General features: G+C 47.9%; 15 protein-coding genes. 4 read left to right on the top strand and 11 right to left on the bottom strand.

All coding sequences use genetic code 11. The features are described from left to right. Positions 1-254 precede the first annotated feature (254 nt). The 8 genes from garD to glnK all read right to left on the bottom strand — a co-directional run bounded on the left by garD (position 255) and on the right by glnK (position 10,342). Positions 255-1,787, bottom strand: a complete 1,533-nt coding sequence (gene garD, locus ACQVGT_RS19285; protein WP_041517627.1) for a galactarate dehydratase — start codon at positions 1,785-1,787, stop codon at positions 255-257. Positions 1,788-1,878: 91 nt separating this feature from the next. Next, the gene (locus ACQVGT_RS19290; RefSeq protein WP_003246338.1) at positions 1,879-2,580 is read right to left on the bottom strand and encodes a FadR/GntR family transcriptional regulator; all 702 of its coding nucleotides are present in this window, start codon (positions 2,578-2,580) and stop codon (positions 1,879-1,881) included. 69 nt (positions 2,581-2,649) lie between these two features. After that, on the bottom strand, positions 2,650-4,017 hold the full coding sequence (gudD, locus tag ACQVGT_RS19295; protein WP_015382662.1) for a glucarate dehydratase: 1,368 nt from the start codon (positions 4,015-4,017) through the stop codon (positions 2,650-2,652). A gap of 36 nt (positions 4,018-4,053) precedes the next feature. After that, positions 4,054-5,421 (bottom strand): glucarate transporter GudP, encoded by a 1,368-nt coding sequence (gene gudP, locus ACQVGT_RS19300; protein WP_003234818.1) that lies wholly within the window; start codon positions 5,419-5,421, stop codon positions 4,054-4,056. An 84-nt stretch (positions 5,422-5,505) separates the two neighbouring features. After that, positions 5,506-6,972: an alpha-ketoglutaric semialdehyde dehydrogenase GucD gene (gene gucD, locus ACQVGT_RS19305; RefSeq protein ID WP_015482745.1), complete on the bottom strand. Its 1,467-nt coding sequence runs from the start codon at positions 6,970-6,972 to the stop codon at positions 5,506-5,508. A gap of 29 nt (positions 6,973-7,001) precedes the next feature. Then, positions 7,002-7,928 carry a 5-dehydro-4-deoxyglucarate dehydratase gene (kdgD, locus tag ACQVGT_RS19310; RefSeq protein ID WP_015482744.1) on the bottom strand — a complete coding sequence of 309 codons (927 nt, stop codon included), beginning with the start codon at positions 7,926-7,928 and terminating at the stop codon, positions 7,002-7,004. 226 nt (positions 7,929-8,154) lie between these two features. Then, positions 8,155-9,099: a glutamine utilization two-component system response regulator GlnL gene (gene glnL, locus ACQVGT_RS19315; RefSeq protein ID WP_003234824.1), complete on the bottom strand. Its 945-nt coding sequence runs from the start codon at positions 9,097-9,099 to the stop codon at positions 8,155-8,157. A 10-nt stretch (positions 9,100-9,109) separates the two neighbouring features. Then, positions 9,110-10,342: a two-component system sensor histidine kinase GlnK gene (glnK, locus tag ACQVGT_RS19320; RefSeq protein WP_080030709.1), complete on the bottom strand. Its 1,233-nt coding sequence runs from the start codon at positions 10,340-10,342 to the stop codon at positions 9,110-9,112. Positions 10,343-10,642: 300 nt separating this feature from the next. Here glnK and ACQVGT_RS19325 point away from each other — a divergent pair, with 300 nt between their 5' ends. The 4 genes from ACQVGT_RS19325 (at position 10,643) to mmuP (ending at position 15,695) form a co-directional block, all read left to right on the top strand. Next, entirely contained in the window at positions 10,643-11,626 is a 984-nt protein-coding gene (locus ACQVGT_RS19325; RefSeq protein WP_015382658.1) for a glutaminase, read from the top strand. A gap of 22 nt (positions 11,627-11,648) precedes the next feature. Continuing rightward, positions 11,649-13,085, top strand: coding sequence for an alanine/glycine:cation symporter family protein (locus ACQVGT_RS19330; protein ID WP_015382657.1), 1,437 nt, complete (start codon positions 11,649-11,651; stop codon positions 13,083-13,085). Between the two features lie 128 nt (positions 13,086-13,213). Then, positions 13,214-14,161, top strand: coding sequence for a homocysteine S-methyltransferase (gene mmuM, locus ACQVGT_RS19335; protein WP_015382655.1), 948 nt, complete (start codon positions 13,214-13,216; stop codon positions 14,159-14,161). Between the two features lie 121 nt (positions 14,162-14,282). Next, complete coding sequence (gene mmuP / locus ACQVGT_RS19340; RefSeq protein WP_015482742.1) at positions 14,283-15,695, top strand: S-methylmethionine permease; 1,413 nt, start codon at positions 14,283-14,285, stop codon at positions 15,693-15,695. A gap of 36 nt (positions 15,696-15,731) precedes the next feature. Here mmuP and ACQVGT_RS19345 read toward each other — a convergent pair whose 3' ends face one another. The 3 genes from ACQVGT_RS19345 to gamR form a co-directional block, all read right to left on the bottom strand. Further along, positions 15,732-16,802, bottom strand: coding sequence for a branched-chain amino acid aminotransferase (locus tag ACQVGT_RS19345; protein WP_015482741.1), 1,071 nt, complete (start codon positions 16,800-16,802; stop codon positions 15,732-15,734). A 209-nt stretch (positions 16,803-17,011) separates the two neighbouring features. Next, positions 17,012-17,287, bottom strand: coding sequence for a DUF1648 domain-containing protein (locus tag ACQVGT_RS19350; RefSeq protein ID WP_015382652.1), 276 nt, complete (start codon positions 17,285-17,287; stop codon positions 17,012-17,014). A 21-nt stretch (positions 17,288-17,308) separates the two neighbouring features. Beyond that, positions 17,309-18,025 (bottom strand): transcriptional regulator GamR, encoded by a 717-nt coding sequence (gamR, locus tag ACQVGT_RS19355; protein WP_015382651.1) that lies wholly within the window; start codon positions 18,023-18,025, stop codon positions 17,309-17,311. Positions 18,026-18,035 lie beyond the last annotated feature (10 nt).

Raw genomic sequence — 18,035 nt, forward strand, 5'->3', positions numbered from 1 at the left:
CGGCCTGCAGTAGAGAGAAGGGATGCTTGAAGGCACAAAAAAGGGCAGGCACGCCACCCTCTTTTTTGATAATCATGTAAGGGCTCATACATAGGCGGATTCATCCCGATTCTCTCGCATTCAGGCGAGAGTTGTTCACTATTGAATTCGTGTCACTCGGAATCTCATGAATGCCATGCTGGAACCCCTCCGTTCTTTGTTTGTTGATTATCATTTTACATCATATTCCAATTTCAATCTACTAGAACAATAAATCAAGTCACTGGAGCAGGATTAAACAAGCACAAATCATTATGAAGGCCCCAACGGTCCGCCCACGTTTGTTTGCGGCCGCTTGCCACATCCAAAATCGTCCTGAAGATTTCCCAGCCTACGTCTTCGATACTGGCCTCTCCTGTCGCGATTCGGCCGGCATTGATATCGATTAAATCAGCCCAATGCTCTGATAAGGAATGCCGCGTCGATACTTTCAGCACCGGCGCAGCAGCCAGGCCATATGGTGTTCCCCTCCCTGTCGTAAACACCTGCAGATTCATGCCCGCAGCCAGCTGCAGGGTACCGCACACAAAATCGCTTGCCGGTGTCGCCGCGAACAGCAGGCCTTTTTGCTCTGCTCTTTCACCAGGACCGAGCACGCCGGAGATGGGGCTTGTGCCTGATTTAGCTACCGAGCCTAACGCTTTTTCCACCACATTGGATAATCCGCCTTTTTTATTGCCTGGTGACGGGTTTGCGCTTCGGTCTGCGTCTCCCCGCCGGAGATAGCTGTCATACCACTTCATCTCTTCGATCAGCGATTGTCCGACCTCTTCACTGACAGCCCGCGGCGTTAATAAATGAATGGCATCCCGCACCTCTGTCACTTCAGAAAACAAAACCGTTGCACCTGCGCGAACCAATAAATCAGCCGCATACCCCACGGCAGGGTTCGCCGTCACGCCGGAAAACGCATCACTGCCGCCGCATTGCAGGCCGATAACCAGATCCGAAACAGGGCATGACACCCGGGTTCTGCTGTTCAGCCTGATTAACCGTTCCTCCGCCATTTCCAAAATGGATTGGATCATCGCCGCAAAACCTCGGTGATCCTGGAGCGATAGAATGTCATCATCATTTTCGGAGGCAATTCTTTCCGGGAGGAGCTTTTCACATCCCAATCCGATTACCATTACTTCTCCGCCGAAGTTCGGATGCTTCGCGAGATTTTGAATCGTGCGGATCGGAATAACAGCGTCGGGCGCATTGATCGCCACGCCGCATCCGTATTGATGATGCAGCGGCACAATGTCATCGACATTTGGGTATTTCGGCAGCAGCTCTTCTTTTATTCGTTTGACTGCATAATCCAAAACGCCAACAACACATTGAACACTTGTCGTGATGCCGAGGATATTTTTTGTCCCCACACTGCCATCCGCATTTCGGTATCCTTCAAACGTGTAGCCTTCAAGAGGCGGCCGCGGCTGCGGCACCCTGTTTGCGAGAGGAAGATCGTCTAACGCCGGAGGAGCGGGCATTCTCACGAGGGCTTCCCGTATCCAGCTCCCGCGTTTGATCGTCTCATCAGCAAATCCGATCACCTCTCCGTAACGCACGATCTCGTCCCCTTGATTGAGATCGGTGAGGGCCACCTTATGGCCTTGAGGAACATCCTCTTCAAGTACGAGCCCGCATGAGAAAACAGTGCCCTTTGGCAGTCCTCCATCATTTACAATAATCGCGGTGTTATCTATTTCATGCACTTTGATGTAAAGGGGCGCTTGGTTCTTCCTGAGGTTCATCGCCATATGAAAATCACTCCTCATATCTTAGTAAGCGTTTTCTAAATTGGTTTTAAAAAAACCGCAGCTCTTACGTTTCAACTGCGGTTGCTCACCATTATTTTTCATCCATTCCTTTTAGAATTTTGTCACGGACAAATTTCAGATGCTCATACATGTGGTAATGTGCTTTGTACGGATCTCTTTTGGCAAGGGCGTCGTATATTTTTTTGTGATATTCGACCGTTACATCTCTCTCCCTGTACGGAATTTGGCTGTCAATTTTCGCATGGGTGATCAGCAGGGACTGAATCATCCCTTCAACGACGGGGTTATTGGCGCTTAACGCAATAATTCGATGGAACTCTTTATCCGCTTCACCATAATGATTGTCAGTGCTGTTGGCAATATCGTCGATCGTCTTCTGCAAACGCTGAAGCTCTTCCTCATTGATTTTTTCCGCGGCAATTGTCACAAGTCCAAGTTCTAGCGCCATCCGCGCTTCAATGATAGCCGGAAGATTATCAGTGGCCAAAGCAAGCATGACGGAGAATGGCTGCATGCCGATTTTATCGTTGAAATATGTGCCCCCTCGTGTTTTTCTCGTAATGACGCCCAGCGTTTCAAGTGAACTGAGTGCTTCCCGTAGCACCGGCCTGCTGACATGCAAAATGTCCATCAGTTCCATTTCTGTCGGCAATTTGTCTCCGGCCCTCAACTGTCCGCTCGATAATAAATGGACAATCCGTTCGATGACCTGCTTGGCTAATGTTTTCCGATTGACTGTATCGACTTTCAAATCCTCTAAACCTTCGTACACGAACAACTCTCCCTTCAGTTGTTCAATTGTAAGACAAAATAGCGGATATGACAATATTTACAAACAAACTTATCGCACAAGACACGGGCGCTTCCGGTCAAATTCCCAGTTGCGGATCAGGAACTGCATTGGGATCGCGTCATTCCGTGCGCCTAAATTCATTTTCCGGTAGATCTCATGCGCTTTTTCCACTTGTTCCATATCAATATCGACGCCTAGTCCAGGCTTATCCGGCACCTTGACACAGCCAGAAGAAATCTCAAAAGGCTGTTTCGTTAATCGCTGCCCGTCCTGCCAGATCCAATGGGTATCAATCGCCGTGATCCGCCCCGGAGCCGCTGCTGCCACATGGGTAAACATCGCTAGGGAAATATCAAAGTGGTTGTTGGAATGCGAGCCCCATGTCAAACCCCAATCATGGCACATTTGCGCAACCCGCACCGACCCTTGCATCGTCCAAAAATGCGGATCAGCCAGCGGTATATCCACCGCATGGAGCTGAATTGCGTGACCCATTTCCCGCCAGTCAGTCGCAATCATATTTGTCGCAGTCGGAAGCCCTGTCGCACGGCGGAATTCAGCCATTACTTCACGAGCGGAGTAGCCATTCTCATCCCCGCACGGATCTTCCGCATACGCGAGCACATCTTGCTTTCCTTTGCATAATGCAATAGCTTCCTCTAATGACCATGCCCCGTTCGGATCAAGAGTGATCCTTGCCTCTGGAAAACGTTTCGATAATGCGGTAACAGCTTCGATTTCCTCTTCTCCCCGCAGCACCCCGCCTTTCAACTTGAAATCCTGAAAGCCATAGCGCTCCTGTGCTGATTCGGCAAGACGCACAATGGCCTCCGGCGTCAGCGCTTCCTCATGGCGCAGACGGAACCACGCACAATCTGACTGCTCATCGCTTTGATACGGCAAGGTCGTCCGCTTTCGGTCGCCGATGTAAAAGAGGTAACCGAGCATTTTTACTTCATCACGCTGCTTCCCTTCGCCCAGCAAAGCCGCGACCGGTTCCTGAAGAAACTTTCCAAGCAAATCTAACAAAGCCGCTTCCAGTGCGGTGACGGCGTGCACAGTGGTGCGCAAATCAAACGTCTGGTTTCCTCGCCCTCCCCTGTCCTGATCGCCAAACTGCTTTCTGACCGTTTGCAATATCGCTTGGTACGCACCGATAGATTTTCCGACAACAAGCGGCTCTGACAGCTCCAGTGTGCGGCGAATATGCTCTCCGCCAGGCACCTCGCCGACTCCCTGATTTCCGCTGCTGTCCGTTAAGATTACGATATTCCGGGTAAAAAACGGGCTGTGTGCTCCGCTTAGATTCAGCAGCATGCTGTCATGTCCCGCAACAGGAATCACCTTCATTTCAGAAATTGAGGGAATATTCGATCTTTTCTCTTTTTGAACCTGCTCTTGTATCGGTGAACTCATGCATTTTCCTCCCTTTATAAAGCGCTTTCATAAATATTAGACAGGCAACGATTGATCGGGGTCTTGTTCTTGTTTCTTTAACACGACCCGTTTGATCGGCCCGACCAGCAGCAAATAGCTGAGGATCGCCGCAATCGCGTTAGCGCCGACAAACACAAGCGCGCCATTAAAAGATCCAGTGGCATTAACAATGTATCCGATAATAATCGGTGTTGTAATCGAGGCAATATTGCCGAAAGTGTTGAACAAACCGCCGCTTAATCCTGCACATTCTTTCGGAGACGTGTCCGACACGACAGCCCAGCCCAATGCGCCGAAGCCTTTTCCGAAAAACGCGAGCGACATAATAACAACGACAAGCCACGCTGAATCTGTATAGTTGCAGACAATCATACTGCAAGACAGCAGCATGCCGGCAATGATTGGCACTTTTCTTGCAAAGGTCAGTGAACGGCCTTTTTTGAGTAAGATGTCTGACACAATGCCCCCAAGGACGCCGCCGGCAAATCCGCACAGCGCCGGCAGGGAAGCGACAAACCCAGCTTCAAGAATAGACATGCCGCGGGCCTGAACCAAATATACCGGAAACCATGTGAGAAAGAAATAGGTGAGAGTCGTAATACAGTATTGCGCGATGTACACGCCAATCAGCATGCGGTTCGTTAACAGCTGTTTGATATACGGCCATTTCGATTCTGTTTCTTGTTTGCTTTTACTGTCATCCATGGAAATCAGCCCGCCGCCCTGTTCGATGTACGCAAGCTCAGCTTCATTAACCTTTGGGTGTTTTTTCGGTTCATACACCGTTTTTAGCCAGATGACAGCCAGAAGAATGCCCGCAATACCCATGACAACGAAGACGGAATGCCAGCCGAAAGAGTGGGTAAGCCAGCCCATTAAAGGAGAAAAAATGACGATTGCGAAGTATTGTGCTGAATTAAAAAAGGCTGAAGCTGTCCCGCGCTCGGAGCTTGGAAACCATGAGGCAACAACTCTGCCGTTTCCGGGAAATGAAGGCGCTTCTGATAAACCAACCAGAAAACGCAGTGCAAACAGCAGGATAATCGCTGTGCCGGCGGAGAAAAAGCCAATCGCCCCTTGCAGCAGCGTAAAAAACGACCAGAAAAAGATGCTTAACGCAATGATAGTCTTTGAACCAAAACGGTCCAGCAGCCAGCCGCCCGGAAGCTGTCCGATAACATAGGCCCAGCCAAAGGCAGAAAAGACATATCCCATGGCGACCGAGTCCAATCCCAAATCATGCTGGACGGAATCTCCGGTGATGGAAAGCGTCGCTCGATCCGCGTAGTTAATAGAGGTCACAAGAAACAGCATAAACACGATGAACCAGCGCACGGACGTTTTTTTGCCCGCCGGTGTAACACTCGCAAAGTCTTTTTTCATAGTATCTTCTCCTTTTCAAAGTAGAGAATCATATGCTGGCTGTGATAAAGCCGGGAAAGAGACGCACGCCTCTTTCCAGCACCATTACGGCTTCACAAAAACGGTTTTAATCGCCGTGAAAAAGTCCTTCGCTGCCTCACCCTGTTCTCGGGAGTGGGAGCTCGACTGCTTCATGCCGCCAAAAGGCGCCTGCAGCTCAACACCTGCGCTTTCTGCATTGATCCGAACCAGCCCGGCATCGATTTCATCAATGAAAGAAAGCATTCGGCCGATGTTTTCCGTGAAGATGGATGCACTTAAACCGAACTTCACATCATTGGCGATGTTCAGCGCCTCCTCCATCGAGTCCACCTTGATCAAGGCGATCACCGGACCGAAAATTTCCTCCTGGGCAATTGTCATCTCAGATGTCACATTGTCAAAGATGGCAGGCTGAACATAATAGCCGTTTTGATACTTTCCGTTCTCCAGCTTTTCTCCTCCTATTAAAAGGGAAGCGCCCTCCTGTTTGCCTTTCTCAATGTATGACAGGCAGTTATCAAGCTGATTCTTGCTGGCAATCGGTCCCATCCAGACATCCTCTTTTAAGCTGTCTCCGATTGTAATATCTTTTGTGCGGTGAAGCAGTTTTTCTTTAAAGCGCTCATAAATTCCGCTTTGTACAATGACACGGCTTGTCGCGGTGCATTTCTGGCCGGTTGAACGGAAGGCCCCCGTTATGACAGCTTCTGCCGCAGCTTCAAGGTCAGCATCATCAGCTACGATGACAGGGTTTTTGCCGCCCATCTCAAGCTGGTACTTGGCTCCCCTCGCTAAAGCGGCTTGCCCGATGATTTTTCCGACTTGATTTGAACCGGTAAACGTAACGGCGTTTACACCGTCATGCTCAGCAAGCCCCTGCCCGACAACAGAACCCGGGCCTGTCACCAAATTGATGACCCCTGCCGGGAGCCCCGCTTCCTCAAAGCAGGCAATGATCTTCGCGCATGTCACAGCTGTTTCTGTCGCCGGTTTGATGACAACGGTATTGCCGTATACCAATGCCGGCGCCATTTTCCAAATCGGAATCGCCACTGGGAAGTTCCACGGAGAAATCACGCCGACCACACCGAGCGGAACACGGGTGGTAAACATGAGCGCGTCTTTGTCAGTAGACGGAATGACGTCACCCGTTTTTCGCATACCCTCTCCGGCATAATAGCGCAGAATGGCAATCCCCCGGGCTGTTTCTCCCTTCGCTTCCGGCAATGTTTTACCCATTTCACGCGTTGCACAGGCGGCGATTTCCTCCAAGCGCTGCTCCATGATATCCGCTGTTTTGTATAAGTATTGGCCGCGCTCGGCACCCGTCAGCTTTCTCCAAGCCGTTTTGGCTTCATTGGCGGCGACGACGGCACGTTCCACATCTTCAGCCGTTGAATTCTGTACATATCCGACAATATCATTCACATCGGCAGGGTTTTCGACCTTGACCATATCGCCTGATTGAGACTTAACCCACTCTCCGTTAATAAAGTTGAGGTACGTGTTTTGTTCCGTGATCACAGACATGCCCATTGCCCCTTTCGTGTTTTTTCTGGTCAAACCGTCGCGGCTTTTTTCGGAAAACGGTCAGCCGCCCGCTTCAAAATTGCTTCCAATTGCTGATAATGATCTTTTTCAACCGGGCCGACAGGCGGTCTGGCTGTATTCCTTACATTCAAACCCATGATTTCCATACCGGCTTTAATCAAGGATACGGCGTAGCCTTTCCGTTGTTTGCGAATGTCGTTGATCGGCAGAATCACATGCCGATAGAGTTCCTTCACAAGCTCGTCATTTCCGTTTTTCAATGCATCATAGAACATTCGCGAAATATGCGGGATATAATTTGAAATCGCTGAAGAGTAAGAGTGGAACCCGATCGGCAGATAAGCCGGCATCGTCACTTCAGCCATCGGCATTCCGTTGAGCCATCCTAAGCGGTCGCCGATCGTATAGACGAGGTTGATATTCAAATCCATATTTCCTACCCCGTCTTTGACACCGACAAGCTGTTCACATTCGGTCAGACGTTTGATCTGTTCAACTGAGAGAACGGCGTTATCGCGCTGATAAAGAATCGCGTTCAAGTCAGTGCTTTCAATAATCGTTTTCGCATACTGGTACAGCCCCTCCTGTTCGCCATGCACCAAATACGGAGGCAGAATCAAGTAGCCGTCGGCGCCTTTTTTCTCCGACAGCTGCGCCCAATCAAGCGCTGTGCTGAGGTTGCCGCCCACCCCCGTGTAGACCGGCACCTTTCCTCCGGCTGCCGAGACTGCGACTTCCACCATTTGCTCATATTCCTTCTGGCTGAGAGATTGGAATTCACCAGACCCACAAGCGATAAATATCGCTTCCAATCCTTCTTCCAGCAAAAACTCAATGTTTTGAAAAAGAGCTTCTTCCTCCAGTTTTCCTTGTGTGTTAAAAGGAGCAACCGGAAAACCTAAAATTCCAGCGGGTGCTTTTCTGATACGGCTCATCAACATAACCTCCTGTTATTTGTGTTTACAGCCCTTGACTGAAAGCGCTTTTATTAATTTTTCTTTTACAACCGCCCCTTCCCGTATATCCTTTTGTTTAATTGTAAGACAAATAAACAATAAGTCAATATCTTTATTTTCTGATATTTTATAAAAAAGCGGTAAATCACTGTCCGGCCGGGATTCTGCGCAGCAAAAAAACAGCCTGGTCAGCCGGCTGTTTGGTTTATATCCTTCTTTGTTTCATCGTTTCATGCAAAAGCTTTGCTTCCAAAAAAAACACGTGGATGAATTTTTTCATATTTATTCTAGCAGGTGCAAGGGGTTTTGCATCCTTGGATTGGAGTTCTTTCATTTTCTGGCTGACAACCGGAAAATCAAAGAATTTCGATGCATAGGTTTCAAATTTTGGATTCGAAAAATCAGTTGTGCCCAGTGAAGCAAAATGGTGCAGCGAATGAATAATCGCTCTGCGGATACGCTGCTCCGAGGCTTTCATTTCGCGATTGACTTCCGTCTGTGAGGCCCCTGTCCCCAGCTTCCGTACCGCTACTTGGGTGAATATTTGTTTTAGCGAAGGGCTTTGTTTTTCGTGCGGCTCGGATTGCTCGTGTTCTGCTAAATACTGCAGGACCGCCATGAGATCATGTGCGCCGCCTTCTCCCATCATGCCCAGCTCGGACAACAGGAATGTTCCTGCCTCTTTTAAACCGCTGTCACTCTTCTGCTGGGGACGCGCTTTCCGTTCAGTCCGATTGACAAGCCGGCTTAGAGAATGCTGAATGGCTCCAATCGAGTGTTCAAGCTCGATCCGCTCCTTCACCTTTTGGAGAACCGTGACAATTTCAATGCGGTTAATCGGCTTATGGATAAAATATTCGATGCCGAGCGAATACGCTTCCCCGACCATTTCCTTCGCCTCCACTTGAGAGATCATTACGATTTTGCCGGAGTACGTATTCTGGATCTGACGAATCGTCTCAATGCCGTCTCTTCCGGGCATTAACAGATCGATTAATAAAATATCAATCTGCTTAAATTGCAGCATATGCCCTTCCACTTGGCTTCCGTCGTCTGCTTCACCAGCAGCTTCCCCGAGATCTTCGTCCTCAATGATCTGCCTTAAAATTGACCGCACCGCACGGTCATCATCTGCAATAAAAAAACGCATAGCTTTTGGTTCACCCTTTCTGAATCAAATGCCGGACAGGCAGCCTGATGGCAAACACCACTCCCCGCTGCTGATTATCAAACGTGATATCCCCTTCTAGCTCTGTCACGATTTCCTTTACGTAGGAAAGTCCGATACCCGTAGAAGGCGTGCCAAATTCGTCATATTTTGAAGTAAAGCCCGGGTCAAACACAATGTCTCCGATTTTCTCAGAAATCCCGGGGCCATTGTCTTCCACCTGGAATTCTACCATACTCTCATTTGGCTTACGGAGCCTCAGGCTGACCATTCCCTCTTCATCCATAGCCTCTACCGCATTTGCTGTTAGATTATTAATGATCGAAAGCACGATAAATACGTGATATTCGTCATGCTCTCCCTCGATCGAGCAGTAAAAATCAATCTGCTTCCCTAGTGCTTCAGCGTACTTTTCATTCATTCGAATCACGAGCTGCAGCAAATCAGAAGCCCTCATATAATCTCTCAAACTCTCATTCGAAATCAATTTTGAAAGCCCTGCGAATATCCGCTGGTTGTCCTTTTTCACTTCATGAATCTCTCCGGCCAGTCTCAGGATTCTGCCGCTCAGCTGAACATCCTTGCCCTTCATTTCCCGATAGAGCTGATACGAATCGTTTGTCACTTTCTCTGTCGTTTTCAATGTCTTTTTTAGGTGCACCGTTTCTTCATATAAATTGGAAACGATCATCAGCATGTGCTCGTGCTGCTGCCTTGTCTGTTTTTCTCTCGATTGTGTTTCATACAGCTTCAGCACACTATAAAAGCTCATCACAATAAATGTGTGAGAAATCGCAATCACCGCAATGTCAGTGATTTTCTCAGGCGTGACAACCGTATGAAAAATGAGAAATTGCACAGCCAGCTCGACACAATCTGACACAACTTCAATCATAAACCCAATGAAACCGAGCATAATCGGCCGTTCACGGAAACGATTGGCCTTTAATATGGAAAACAGACAGGCGTAAGTCATATAAAAGAAAAAGCCAGACGCTTGATCATACAGAATCGGAGTCAGTCCATTGTGTCCTCCGCCCCATAATTCCAGTAAGACGCGAAAGATGAAAACAGCCGCTCCAGTCAGAAAACCCGGCAGCACAGCGGGCACATGCCGCAACAACGATAAAAAGAAGAAAAAAACCGGTGCCCCAAAGCTGACCCGGAATTCTTCATTAAGGGGATAAAATTTCAGTTCACCGGCCAGCGGCACCGTTATCAGCATGAGGGCCAGTATATATCCGTCTTTTTCAATAAACCGTTCCAGTTTTATGTTGATCACATCCTCGCTTTTTATTTTGGGGAATCGGGCGAAAACCTGCAAATTGCTTTTGACCCAGAAAATAAGGTTTTTATAAATCTTACTGCTTATTTTCAAAATGTTTTTGTCGTATTTTGTATGATTCTGTAGTCGCCATTATACAGTAATTATACCTTCCGCTATCATGAAAGCGTTTAACGCCCCTTTAGCCTTCGTTTTGATACACCTCAGTCCTTTAAGAAAAAATCAGTGAGGAGGAATTCGATGAAAGAATTGATAAAAGAGCACCAGAAAGACATAAACCCGGCGTTACAGCTGCATGATTGGGTTGCGTACTATCGCCCTTTTGCCGCCAATGGACAAAGTGCAAACTATATCCCCGCATTAGGAAAAATCAATGATTCACAGCTCGGCATCTGTGTATTGGAGCCTGATGGAACGATGATACACGCCGGCGACTGGAACGTCTCTTTTACCCTGCAAAGCATTTCAAAAGTGATTAGCTTTATTGCCGCCTGCATGAGCCGCGGCATTCCCTATGTGCTGGACCGCGTAGATGTCGAGCCGACAGGTGACGCCTTTAATTCAATCATTCGGCTCGAAATCAACAAGCCGGGAAAGCCCTTCAATCCCATGATCAACGCGGGTGCCCTCACCATCGCTTCGATCCTTCCCGGAGAATCGGCATACGAAAAGCTCGAGTTTCTTTACTCGGTGATGGAAACTTTGATAGGAAAACGGCCGAGAATTCATGAAGAAGTATTCCGTTCTGAATGGGAAACCGCCCACCGCAACAGAGCGCTGGCCTACTATTTAAAAGAAACAAACTTTTTAGAAGCTGAAGTAGAAGAAACACTTGAGGTGTACTTGAAGCAATGCGCTATGGAGAGCACTACAGAAGATATTGCATTGATCGGCCTGATCCTTGCTCATGACGGGTATCATCCGATTCGACGCGAGCAGGTGATTCCAAAAGATGTCGCAAAATTGGCCAAGGCATTAATGCTGACGTGCGGCATGTACAACGCTTCAGGCAAATATGCGGCGTTTGTCGGCGTGCCGGCCAAAAGCGGCGTCTCCGGCGGCATCATGGCGCTGGTGCCTCCAAGCGCCAGAAGAGAACAGCCTTTTCAATCCGGATGCGGCATCGGCATTTACGGGCCTGCCATTGATGAATACGGCAACAGCCTCACTGGCGGTATGCTGCTGAAGCATATGGCGCAGGAATGGGAGCTCAGCATTTTTTAAATATGAAAAAAGAGGTGATTCTATGCAGCAAATCCTGGAACATATCGTCGGTATTGCAAATGATCTTTTGTGGTCAAAGCTATTAATTGTTTTGCTCCTTTCTTTTGGAATCTATTTTACGTTCAGGCTGAAGTTTTTACAGGTTCGCATGCTGAAAGAAATGGTCAGGGTATTAAGAGAAGGTGCTGCTTCCCGGTCGAAAAACAGCATTTCTCCGTTTCAAGCCTTTTGCATCAGCATGGCGGCCCGTGTCGGAACGGGAAATATTACGGGCATTGCCATCGCCATTGCACTCGGCGGGCCCGGTGCAATCTTCTGGATGTGGATTATCGCCATTATCGGATCAGCATCCAGCTTTGTGGAAAGCACACTGGCTCAGATTTATAAAGTAAAAGATGTAAACGGCTTCCGCGGCGGGCCTGCGTATTACATGGAAAAAGGGCTGAACAAAAGGTGGATGGGCGCGCTGTTCGCTGTGTTAATCACCTTATCGTTCGGTATCGTCTTCAACTCGGTTCAATCCAATACAGTCAGCCTTGCCTTTGAAAACGCGTTTGGCACAAACCGCCTGACATTGGGACTCATTTTAATTGCTGTATTCGGCACGATTATTTTTGGCGGAGTCAAGCGCATTGCAAAGCTGGCTGAATCCATTGTCGTCGTATTGGCTGTCCTGTATATCGGAGTTGCGTTTTTCGTCATTTTTACCAACATTACGCAGCTGCCAGGTGTGCTTGCGCTAATCGTGAAAAATGCGTTTGGTTTTGACCAGGCCGCCGGCGGGGCTTTGGGCGCGGCACTCATGCAAGGCGTTAGACGGGGAATTTTTTCAAACGAAGCGGGAATGGGGAGCGCACCGAATGCCGCTGCCACCGCCACAACAAGCCATCCTGTCAAACAGGGGCTGATTCAAGCGCTTGGTGTCCTGTCAGATACGCTAATCATTTGTACAAGCACCGCCTTTATCATCCTGTTTTCGGACGCCTATCATACTCCGGGTCTGAGCGGAATCGCCTTGACACAAGCCTCCCTCAGCTCCCATGTCGGATCATGGGCATCAGGCTTTCTCGCCATTCTGATTTTGTTATTCGGATTCTGTGCTCTAATTGGAAACTATTATTATGGCGAAACCAATATCGGCTTTTTGAACAAAAGCAAAAAACTGATTTTTGTCTACCGTATCGGCGTGCTGGCAATGATCGTGTTTGGCTGTGTTGCCAAAGTCCAGCTCGTCTGGGATCTTGCTGATTTGTTCATGGGTTTGATGGTCGTCGTGAATTTAATCGCGATTTTCTTACTATCAAAGGTCGTTTTTACGGCGCTGAAAGACTATACACGCCAGAAAAAAGCAGGCAAGGATCCGGTCTTTTATAAAGATGTGCTCAAAAACCATAATGGCATTGAGTGCTGGCCGGTTTCAGACACAAAGACTGACACGCACAACAAACAAATATCATAAGAAAAGGGTGTTCAGACATATCGGCTGAACACCTTTTCCTTTTTGCGTTTATTGACAAACACGTAAGCCTCCATTACGATTTTCATATCTTTTTCAAAAAAATCTGAAAGAAGGCATCGGTACATTCTATGAATCCTATCCAACACATATTAGATACATACCCGCTTATTGTGCTAGACGGCGCCATGGCGACCGAGCTTGAACGCAAGGGCTGTGATTTGAACGACAGTCTGTGGTCGGCAAAAATCCTGATGGAAGAGCCAAATCTGATTAAACAAGTTCATACTGATTATTTCGCGGCAGGCGCCGATTGTGCAATCACTGCCAGCTATCAGTCTACATTTGAAGGCTTTGCCGCACGCGGGCTGAGCGAAGCGGAAGCACGCCGGCTCATCGAGTTATCCGTCAGCATCGCAGCTGAAGCACGTGATGAATTTTGGTCGCTTGAAGAGAACCGTTTGAATCGGCCAAAACCGATCATTGCGGCTTCTGTAGGCCCTTATGGCGCTTATCTTGCAGACGGGTCTGAATATCGCGGCAACTACGCAATACCAGAAGATGAACTGATTGAATTTCATCGTCCCCGGATGAAGGCGCTGATTGAAGCCGGAGCTGATGTTTTGGCATGCGAAACGATTCCGTGTCTGACTGAAGCCAAAGCGATTGTTCGGCTGTTGAAGGAATTTCCTGAAACGTATGCATGGATCAGCTTCAGTGCTAAAGACGGCCTGCATATCAGTGACGGAACACCTGCCGCTGACTGCGCATCGTGGCTTGATGAACACCGCCAAATTGCAGCACTCGGCATCAACTGCACGCCGCTTCAGCATATCCCTTCCTTGATAGAGGAGTTAAAAAAGAACACGTCAAAACCGATCATTGTCTATCCGAATTCAGGTGAGCAATATGATCCGGAAACAAAAACGTGGAACGGCGCAGCATGCGCAGAATCTTACGGGGCGAGCGCCCGCACCTGGCATGAAAAAGGGGCGAGGCTGATTGGCGGCTGCTGCCGGACAAAACCCGAAGATATTCAAGAAATTGCGGCTTGGGCCCGCTCTTTAAAAACAACTTGACTTATCGGAATAGTTTGTATATTCTAACTTAAAGCCGGTTCGCCGGAATCTCGTGTCACTTCCTGACATGAGATTTTTTATATTAGGAGGAAATAAATCGCTGATAGAAAGTTGGAAAAAGATGAACTCTGTCCACAACAAGAATGAGACAACCTTTCAGAGAAGTATGAAAAGCCGGCACCTCTTTATGCTTTCCTTGGGAGGTGTCATCGGAACCGGGCTGTTTTTAAGCTCAGGTTATACCATTCAGCAAGCAGGCCCGGCCGGAACGATACTTGCCTACTTAGTCGGGGCCGGCATCGTCTATCTGGTCATGCTATGCCTCGGTGAGCTGTCAGTCGCCATGCCTGTGACCGGCGCCTTTCACACCTATGCAGCCAAATACATAGGGCCGGGCACCGGATTTACGGTCGCTTGGCTGTACTGGCTGACATGGACCGTGGCATTGGGATCAGAATTCACAGCAGCCGGCCTGTTAATGCAGCGCTGGTTCCCCCATACATCGGTTTGGATGTGGAGTGCCGTCTTTGCGCTGTTCATTTTCTTGCTTAACGCATTTTCGGTCAAGTTTTTCGCTGAATCAGAATTTTGGTTTTCCAGCATCAAAGTGTTAGCCATTGTATTATTTATTCTTTTAGGCGGCTCTGCCATGTTCGGCATCATCCCGATCAAAGGCGGAGAAGCCGCTCCGATGCTGTCCAACTTCATGGCGGAAGGCGGGCTTTTTCCAAATGGATTTGTCCCGATTTTGATGACGATGCTGTCCGTTAATTTTGCCTTTTCGGGAACGGAACTAATCGGAATCGCAGCCGGTGAAAGCGTTGATCCTGACAAGACAATACCAAAAGCGATTAAAACAACGGTCTGGCGTCTCTCACTCTTCTTTGTCGGAACAATTTTTGTGCTGTCAGGGCTGATTCCGATTCAAGATGCAGGTGTCATCAAAAGCCCGTTTGTCGCTGTTTTTGACAGAGTCGGTGTACCATACGCAGCCGATATCATGAACTTTGTTATCCTGACAGCGATCCTGTCAGCGGCTAATTCCGGACTCTACGCTTCTTCCCGGATGCTGTGGTCTTTATCAAAAGAAAAAACGCTTCATCCGACATTTGCAAAGCTGACGTCAAAAGGAACCCCTTTTAACGCGCTGGTGTTCAGCATGATCGGCGGCATTCTGTCGTTGCTGTCCAGCGTATTTGCGCCAGACACTGTATACGTTGTGCTCGTGTCGATTTCCGGTTTTGCCGTCGTTGTCGTGTGGATGGGAATCGCTGCTTCTCAATTCATGTTCAGAAAACGTTATATCGAAGCGGGAAACAAGGTTACTGATTTGAAATACAGAACCCCTTTGTATCCGTTCGTGCCGATTGCCGCGTTCCTGTTATGCCTGGCTTCCGTTGTTGGCATTGCCTTTGATCCGAATCAAAGAATCGCACTCTATTGCGGCGTTCCATTTATGGCCATTTGCTATGCAACATATTATGTGAAAAACCGCAAAAGCCAGCCGGCTGCTGATATGACTCATTCAAAATAAAAAGAACCTGCCTCCGGGCAGGTTCTTTTTCGATTTTCACACTTCCACTGTCCAGTTAAACGGGCCTTTCATCTTGCCAAGCTGAATATCTGTTATCGTTTCATACAGCTTTTTCGAGAGCTCCCCGATTTTCCCGTCGCCTACAATCACCGTTTTTCCATGAATGTTGAGTTCACCGACAGGCGTAACGACTGCTGCCGTGCCTGTGCCGAAGACCTCTGTCAATTCTCCGCGTGCAGAGGCCGCATACACCTCATCAATCGATATTCTCTCTTCACGAACCGGAATGCCCCAGCTTCGAATCAGTTCAATCGCAGACGCACGTGTCACCCCGCTTAAAATACTTCCGCTTAAAGCAGGTGTGACAGCTTCCCCGTTTATGACGAAAAAGATGTTCATGCTCCCTACCTCTTCCACATATTTCCTTTCAATGGCATCCAGCCACAGCACCTGGTCATAACCCAGCTCATTCGCTTTCCGCTGTGCCTGAAGACTAGCCGCGTAATTTCCAGACGTTTTTGCACATCCGACTCCGCCGTTCACCGCCCGCACGTACTCATCTTCGACGTAGATTCTTACCGGCTTCAGCTGATCGTCGCCATAGTAGGAGCCTACAGGCGAAAGCACGATCATGAATGTATAGCTCTTGGATGCCTTCACACCAAGACTCGGTTCTGTGGCAATCACAAAAGGACGAATATACAGTGACGTTCCTTTTTCCTTTGGAACCCAATCTTTCTCCAGCTCAACTAATTGCGTCAATGCCTCAAGCACCAGCTCTTCGTCTAAAGGAGGCATACTCATGCGCTCACACGATCTGTTCAGCCGTTTGACATTTTGATCCGGACGGAACAGCAGCACCCTGCCGTCGTCTGTTCTGTATGCTTTTAATCCTTCAAAAACAGCCTGGCCGTAATGAAAAACAGATGAAGACGGATCAAGCGTAAGCGGTGCGTACGGCGCAATTCTCGGATGATGCCATCCAATTCCCTCTTCGTAGTCCATCACAAACATATAATCTGTAAAATATTGACCAAATCCCAAGGATGACGGATCGGGCTTTTCCTTATGAAATACAGTTTTTTCTCGTTCAATAAGCTTATTCAATCTAATCAGCACACCTTTCACATAATTGTTTAAATATTCAGTCTTTTTAAAGCTGCAAAAAGTATACAGCCTTTCCTTTGATCATACGCCGCTTCACACCTATAAATTTCAGAATATTCTTTAGGATCATCAGCTATTATACACCACATTCATTGTCAGATGAAGCTGAAATTAAAGAAAAACAGCCAGTTTTATTCTGGCTGTTTGATTTAGAGCGCTAAATAAAGGACGACAATGTGGCAAATCAGCAAAATATACACCGCGAATACAAATTGCCAATTGATCTTCCGCGCCCATGCAAACACCACCATCAAAACAGGCAGTATCACAATCCCCGCCAGCTTGTTAACTGTCAGATCCGGGCTGTTCGCTACATCATAATGAATCGGCATCTGCGTCGGCAGAAAAGGGTAAAATACAATTGAAAAGATGAATGCAGCAATTACTGCTCCCCACAGCACTTTTCCATTCGTCAATAGAAACATAGAACGACCATTCCCTTCTTATCACGTATTGCTTGAATGATATGACTGTTCTACGGTGAATTTCGTTCGGTCTCCCCGGGTAATAATTTGCGCATATTCCACCACTTCTTCATTTTTATCATAGGTAAGGGATTCTGATAAAAACGCAGGCGCTCCGACATTGGTTAATAAGTGGCCGCTGATCGTTTCATCCGTTAAAATTGGTTCGATCGATTCCGTGCCCCTGCTGATTTCAATATTGTATTTTGTCCTTAACAATTCAAACAGCGAGCCGGTGCATTCCTCCTGCGCCAGCCCCGGTGCCGCCTTCCAGGGAATATATGAGGTATGATACTGCAAAGGTTCCCCCTCGGCGTATCTGACTCGAACAAGCTTGTTGACAGGTTCATTCTCTTTCATTTTCAAAAGCTCGGCAATGGAGTGATCGGCAGGAATCACCACAAGCTCAAGCACTTTTGATTCAGAACGAAGGCCTCTCATTTGTTCTGCAAAGCTCGTAATCTTATGCGGAATCGGCGTTTGTATTTTTGCCGCCGATACAAATGTCCCTTTTCCTTGAATTCTTTTAATATATCCCTCAAGCTCTAGCTGCTGCAGAGCCAGTCTCACAGTTGTTCTGCTGACATCATATTGTTCGCAAAACTCACTCTCCGTCGGCAGCTGATCATTCGCCTGATATTTGCCCGATTTAATTAACTCAATGATTTTAAACTTAATAACAGAATATAAAGCTGTCATTTCATTCTCC

The organism is Bacillus sp. SCT118 (assembly GCF_058566435.1).